Source organism: Chitinophaga solisilvae (assembly GCF_009928525.1).
Classification (GTDB): Bacteria; Bacteroidota; Bacteroidia; order Chitinophagales; family Chitinophagaceae; genus Chitinophaga; species Chitinophaga solisilvae.
Window position 1 is genome coordinate 1 of record NZ_JAABOK010000033.1, and the last position, 8,004, is coordinate 8,004.

The following is an 8,004-nucleotide window of genomic DNA, read 5'->3' on the forward strand; positions in this document are numbered from 1 at the left end:
ACGGCAAAGTAAACCGGGCAGTATTACCAGAGCCGGCGGACGATTCGCTGTCCGATACCGGCTACACAGCTCCGCGTAACGCTGAAGAATCGCTGCTGGCCGAAATCTGGCAGGAACTGCTGGGCATTCAACGGGTAGGCATATACGATAATTTCTTCCGGCTGGGAGGCGACTCCATCATTACCATCCAGGTAGTGAGCCGTATTAAACGTCACGGCTATACGTTACAGGCGCGTGATATCTTCCTGCACCAGACCATCAGCCGCCTGAGTGAAGTACTGCAGGCGCGCCGTCAGGAGGCAGGGGGGCAGGGCGAACAGGGATTACTCAGCGGTGTATCCGGCCTGTTGCCAATCCAGCAATGGTTCTTTGAACAGGAGCCGGTGCAGCATCATTTTAACCAGAGTATTTTATTATCAGCAGATAAAAGTATTACAGCCGCCATGTTGTCTGAAGCATTACAGGAACTGCAATCGCATCACGATGCGCTGCGTTTCCGGTACAGACAAACCGCTTCGGGCCGGGAGCAATACTACAGTGATCATTACGCGGTGCTGGAAACTACAGACCTCTCCGGTGTTGCCGCTACAGACCTTACCAAAGAAATCGCCATCCGTAGCCAGGCTTACCAGGAGTCACTGCATATCAGCGAAGGCAATATCTTACGGTCAGTATTATTTACTACGGGAGAAAATATACCAGAGAACCGTTTGCTGCTGGTGATTCATCACCTGGCGGTGGATGTAGTTTCCTGGCGCATCCTGCTGGAAGACTTATCCCGCCTGCTGGAAGGCAGCCTGTCAGGTCAGCGTGTAGCCCTGGACGTTAAGGGTACTTCTTACCGTCAGTGGCAGCAGGAACTGACAAGGTATGGTCAGCGGGAACAGATACGGTCACAGCTGGATTACTGGCAACGTGCCGTAGCCGCGGATTTCAGACTGCCTGCAGATTTTTCTGGTGATAAACCTGCACAGCTGAAAGATACCGCGCAACTGACGGTTGAACTGGACACTGCTGCCACGCAGCTTTTGTTGCAACAGGCGCCTGCAGCTTATCACACAGAGATCAACGATATACTGCTGGCGGCGCTTGCCCGTACATTGGGCAACTGGAGCAATACTACGCAGGTGGTAATCGGGCTGGAAGGACATGGCCGTGAAGAGATCAGCCGTGATACAGATATCAGCCGCACTGTTGGCTGGTTCACCAATCTGTATCCGGTATTGCTGCGTACCGTTGATACCGGTGCTTCCGCAGATCTCATCAAAAGTATAAAGGAACAATTGCGGGAAATTCCGGACAAAGGTCTGGGCTTCGGCGTATTGAAATATATTAACCGGGAGCCGTCTTTACAGGGCCGGCAACCGTGGGAGCTGGTGTTTAACTACCTGGGGCAGCTGGATAGCATGGCACAGGGTAGCGAACGTATACAGGTAGCCACAGAAGCAGCCGGCGCTGATGTGCACGAAGATTATTTCCTGCGGGAAAAAATTGCGGTCAACGGCATGGTGAAGGAGGGCGTATTGTCCTTGCACTGGAGTTACAGCCGCCTGCATTTTGAAGAGAAAACAATCGCAGCATTGGCCGCTGCCTATCTCGGGGAGCTGCATATCCTGATCAGCCATTGCGTAGCGCAACAGACGCCTGTGTTTACACCTGCTGATTACGGTTTAACCGGTATGGTACATTACCGGCAGCTGGACCAGCTGCTCTGTGGCCCGGATAATTTATCAGCATCCATTACTGCATTATATCGCCTGAGCGGATTGCAGGAAGGTATGCTGTTCCATAGTCTCTACGATCAGCATATTGCTGCCTATATGGAACAGTTTATCTGCACCGTCACCGATGTAAATACCACATGGCTGCAACAGAGCTGGGAACAGGTACTGAGCAGTCATACTATCCTGCGCAGCGGCTTTAACCATGACGCCCTGCGTGTGCCAGTGCAATATGTTTACCGCGAGGTTACCTTACCATTCCGGGTGCTCGACTGCCGTAGCCAGGACGAATCAGCCATACAGGCATTTCTGGAAGAAGACAATGCAACAGCATTTGATTACCGGCAACCTCCGCTGATGCGGGTGACGCTGCTGCAGACCGGTGAAAATGTATACCGGATGGTATGGACTTTCCATCACCTGCTGCTGGACGGATGGTCTATTCCTGTAGTGATAGCGGAACTGCTGGCAGCCTATGAATCCCTTGCTGCCGGACAGGTGCTGACACTCACCACCGAAGACCGTTTTGAAGATTACATCCGCCATATACATTCGCTGGATAAAGCTGCAGAAGAAACCTACTGGCGCGGCTATATGAAAGGGCTGGATAACGGAACACTGCTGCCTTTCATTCCGGCAACCACAGACCGTACAAGAGGTATCGGTCATTATGCTGCAGAAGTATTAACGCTCGATCATCTCTTTACAACAAAAGTACAGACCTACGCCAAAGAAAATGGCATCACTGTAAATACGCTGATGCAGGGTGTCTGGGGCTGGATACTGCATAAATATGCCGGGTCAGATCATGTCGTATACGGTGTTACGGTTTCGGGCCGTAACAGTTCCCTGGCGGGCGTAGAACAGCGGGTGGGATTATATATTAATACCCTGCCCTTGCATGTGCAGGTAACTGCCATACAGGAAAATATTGCCGCCTGGCTATCTGCCTTACAGGAAGATCAGATCCGCTCCAGGGAATATGAATCTACCCCGCTCAATGCCGTACAACGCTGGGCTGGTCAGGATAGCGAACTATTCGATACCCTGCTGGTATATGAAAACTACCCCGTGAGCGAGGTGGTAAAATCTTCTCAGTGGAAACTTAAACTGCAGGATATTGCCGTACATGAACATACCAACTATCCGCTGAACATCATCATCGCTGCCGCTGATACTATTGATATTCAGTTCAGCTATAACAGCAGCCTGCTCCACGATAGCTACATACAACGGCTGACAGGACATTTCCGTTCCGTGCTGGAACAGATCATCATAGAAGGCAGACAGCAGCTGCATGAACTGACGTTGCTGACAACGCCTGAACTGCAGCAGCTGCATACTTTTGCCGGTCATGCAGTCCCTGCTGCAGATAACCTGACGATGATGCACGTGCTGGCAGCACAGGCGCTGAAAACGCCGGATGCTGCCGCTGCTGTGAGTCATGAAGGAATACTTACTTACCGCGGACTGGATGAACGTACCAATCAGCTGGCGCATTACCTGCGTGCGCAGGGGGTGAAGGCCGGTGTAATGGTACCGGTATGTATCGAAAAGAGCCTGGACATGCTGACTGGTATACTGGCTATTCTGAAAGCCGGTGGCGCTTATGTGCCCGTAGATCCGGCATATCCGGAAGACAGGATCAGGTATATTCTGGAAGATGTTAATGCCGGTATTGTACTGAGCAGTCATAACAGCCGGCAGGTGTTACCGGTAGCGGAAGATATACGTGTCCTGGTGCCGGCTGATTTTGCGGCTGATATAGCTGCCTGCCCGCTTACTGCGTTACCGCAGTTACCTGCGCCGGAGCAGCTGGCCTACATCATCTATACTTCCGGCAGTACCGGTAAGCCCAAGGGCGTAATGATCCGTCATGCTGCCCTGCTGCATTATATCCGGAATGAAAAAGCCTGGTATATGAATGCAGACAGCCAGCCATCCGGCAGCTTTGTACATTTCTCCTATACCTTCGATGCTTCCCTCACAGCTATGTTTATGCCTTTGCTGGCCGGCAAGTCCGTGGTGATCGGCAACGGCAGCGCTGCGGAAGTATTTGAAGATCCGCTGTTTCTCCGCCATGCACCATATGACTTTATCAAGCTGACGCCTGCGCATATGCAGCTGCTGGCGCAGGAGAAATTCTTCAGTAAGGAAAATGCCGTTACCCGCCGGCTGGTGCTGGGAGGAGAGGCTTTACAGCTCAATCACGTGCAGTACTGGCTGGATAATGCGCTGGATGTGGAGATCATCAATGAATACGGTCCTACAGAATCTACCGTAGGCTGCAGCATATTTACCTTTAACACTGCCGGTGGCGTTGAACAGCTGGCGCAGGGCATCCTGATCGGTAAACCGATTGATAATGTCAGTCTGTACATTACCGATGCTGCCATGAATCAGGTGCCGGTGGGGGTAACAGGAGAACTGTGTATTGGTGGTAACGGGCTGGCAGACGGTTACCTGCACCTGCCGGAATTGTCGGCAACCAGGTTTATCCCGCATCCTTTCAGTGAAGATAAAAATGATCGCCTGTATCGTACCGGCGACCTGGCGCGTTGGCTGCCGGACGGCAATATAGAGTACCTGGGCCGTATGGATGACCAGGTGAAAATCCGTGGTTACCGTATTGAGCTGGGAGAAATAGAAAGTGTGCTGCAGCAGAGCGGTCTGGTAAAACAGAACGTGGTAGCCGTGAATACAGATGCGCAGGGCAATAAACGGCTGGTCGGTTATGTAGTGGCAGCTGATTTTCAGCCGCAACAGGCGGAAGCCTGGCTGAAAGCCCATCTGCCGGCCTATATGACACCTGCGCTGTGGGTGGTGCTGGATGCTATTCCATTAACATCCAACGGTAAGGTGAACCGGAAGGCATTACCGGCTCCTGATGCAGAAAAACTTTCAGATACCAGGTATGTGGCGCCGCGCAATGCTACGGAACTGCTGCTGACAGAAATATGGAAAGAACTGCTTGGGTTACAACGGGTAGGCATATACGATAATTTCTTCCGGCTGGGAGGCGACTCTATTATCACCATACAGGTGGTAAGCCGCGCGAAGCGCCATGGATATGCCCTGCAGGCCCGCGATATATTCCGGTACCAGACAGTGAGTGGCCTGAGCGAAGTATTGCTGCAACGTAAAACAACCGGTAATATTCACAGCGAACAAGGTACGCTGACGGGCGTCGCCGGGCTGCTGCCCATCCAGCAATGGTTCCTGGAACAACAACCGGTAGAGGATCACTATAACCAGAGCGTTTTGCTGGCTGTCAGTAAAAATGTCAGCGAAGAAATTTTAAAAGATGTAATAACAGCTGTCCAGTCACACCACGATGTACTGCGCTTCCGCTATACACAAACAGGCAACGGATGGCAACAGGAATATACAAATCAGTATACCGGTATTGTGACGGAAGATCTGATAGCCGTGGCTGCAAATGCCCTGCCTGAAAGGATCGCAGCGTCAGGCCTGCAATACCAGCAACAGGTAGCTGTTCAGGAGGGAAAAGTTTTTATTCCGGTATTATTTAAAACAGGTGCTGAGGTGGCAGACAACCGTCTCCTGCTGATTATTCATCACCTGGCCGTAGATATGGTGTCCTGGCGCATCTTGCTGGAAGATATTACTGCACTGATTACTGCCGGTATACAACAGAAGCGTATAGCCCTTGACGTGAAGGGTACTTCCTACCGGCAGTGGCAGCAGGAGCTGACAGCCTGGAGCCGCCGCCCGCAGCTGCTTTCGCAGCAGCGCTACTGGGAACAGGTGGTGGCAGCGCCGCCAGGTCTGCAGCTGGTCAGAGAATCCGTTGAGCCGGCAAGACTGAAGGACATCCGTGCGTATGTTGTCAGCCTGGATGCCACTGCTACCCGGCAGTTGTTACAGGAAGTGCCAGCCGCGTATCAGACAGAAATCAACGATATACTGCTGGCATCACTGGCCCGCACGTTGTGCAACAGCAGCGGGCAGCAGCAGGTGGTCATCGGTCTGGAAGGACATGGCCGCGAAGAAATCAGCAGGGAAGCGGATATTAGTCGTACCATAGGATGGTTTACCAGCCTGTATCCTGTGCGCCTGGACGTTTCCGGCGCTGATACCCTGTCAGATCTCATCAGGAGTGTGAAAGAACAGCTGCGTGCTGTTCCTGACAAAGGGCTGGGCTACGGCGTACTGAAATATATCAGCCAGGCGCCTGCATTACAGGGACATCAACCCTGGGAACTTGTATTCAATTATCTCGGCCAGCTGGACAATACCGCCAGGGAAGACGGATATATCAGCATCGCTGCTGAAAGTACCGGTGGTGATACTTCCGGTGATTACCTGCTGCGAGAAAAAATTACTGTCAATGGTATGATCCGCGATGGTGTGTTATCACTCCAGTGGAATTACAGCTCCCTGCATTTCGAGGCAGCTGCGATCACAGCACTGGCAGATGAGTATCTGCACGCACTGCAATTACTGATCGGACATAGCGTAGAACAGGGCCGCCGCGGAACGGTACGCACCCCGTCAGACTACGGGCTGACCGGCGTAGCGGATTACCGGCAGCTGGACGATTTCCTGCAGAGCCTTGAAATGGAAACATCAGCAGTTACTTCCATCAGCCGCCTCAGCGGATTGCAGGAAGGAATGTTGTTCCATGGCCTGTATGACGATCATTCCGGCGCTTATACAGAACAGTTTGTATGTACCATAAACAATGCTGACACCCGGCTGTTACAACAAAGCTGGCAGCGGATGCTGGAACTGCACAGCATCCTGCGCAGCAGCTTTAACTACGATACCTTACAGATACCGGTACAATGTGTGCACCGCGATGTAACCGTTCCATTCAGGATACTGGATTACAGACACTTCAGCGCAGGAGAACAGGAAAAGGCCATCGACGCCTATATCGCCGCCGATCAGCTGCAGGGCTTTGATTATAACAGACCGCCGCTGATGCGTATTGCCCTGCTGCAGACAGGCGACAAAGCCTGCCGCATGGTATGGACATACCATCACCTGCTGCTCGACGGCTGGTCATTACCAGTGCTGATAGAGAAGCTGTTGCAGACGTATGAAGCGCTCGCTGGTAACACCGTATTGCCGGTTATTACAGAAGATAAGTATGAAGATTATATCCGTTATATCCACTCACAGGATAAAGCAGCAGAAGAAAATTACTGGCGTGGATATATGCAGGGCCTGGAATCAGCCAGCCTCCTGCCTTTCATTCCACCTACAGCCGACCGCACCAAAGGTATAGGCAGGTACGGCAAGGAAAGCCTGCTGCTGGACAATACGCTGACAGCCGCTGTACAACTATATGCGCAGCAGCACGGACTTACTGTCAACACCGTTATGCAGGGCGCCTGGGGCTGGATATTACACAACTATACCGGCAACGATTCCGTTGTCTACGGTGCTACGGTATCCGGACGTAATATCAGCCTGCCGGGTGTGGAGCAGCGCGTCGGACTTTATATCAACACGCTGCCGTTGCATATCCGTATCCGCCGCGATATGGCTGTAACGGAATGGCTGGCAGCCCTGCAGGATGACCAGATCCGTTCCAGGGAATACGAATATACCCGCCTGAGTGATATTCAGCGTTGGGCAGGTGTGAGCGGTGATCTGTTTGACAGCATCCTCGTATATGAAAACTATCCTGTCAGCGAAACACTGGAATCTTCCGACTGGAAACTCTCGATGGAAGCTGCACAACTGCAGGAGCACACCAACTATCCGTTGACCATTGTGGTGGTGGCAGGAGAACAGCTGCAGCTTCACTTCAGCTATAATACGCTGCTGCTGGACGAAGTATATATCCGGCAACTGACCCGGCATTTCAGGCAGGTACTGGAACAGATGGTATCGGTAAAAACAGCGGTGCTGGGCGGTATATCCCTGCTGACAGACAACGATCAGCAGACATTACTGCACGAATTCTCCGGTGTTATGGCGGCCTGGCCGGAACATCTTACGATCCTGGACATCTTCGAACAACAGGTAACGCGTACGCCTGAACGAATAGCAGTTGTGTATGAATCGCAGCACCTCACTTACCGTGAACTGGATGAACGCGCCTGTCAGCTGGGACATTACCTGCGCAGCAAAGGCGTGCAGGAAGAAACGCTGGTGCCGGTATGCCTGGAGCGGAGCCTTGATATGATTGTGAGCATACTCGGTATTATGAAGGCGGGTGGCGCGTATGTGCCGGTAGATCCGCTTTATCCGGAAGACCGTATTCATTACATGCTGGAAGATACCGCTGCGACGGTGGTGGTTTGCAGCA

At 52.3% G+C, this 8,004-nt stretch carries 1 protein-coding gene; it reads left to right on the top strand.

Annotated features, from left to right (window positions below; genetic code table 11):
• Positions 1 to 8,004: non-ribosomal peptide synthetase (locus tag GWG06_RS30275; protein WP_160718167.1), on the top strand; the 8,004-nt coding region annotated here is incomplete at both ends.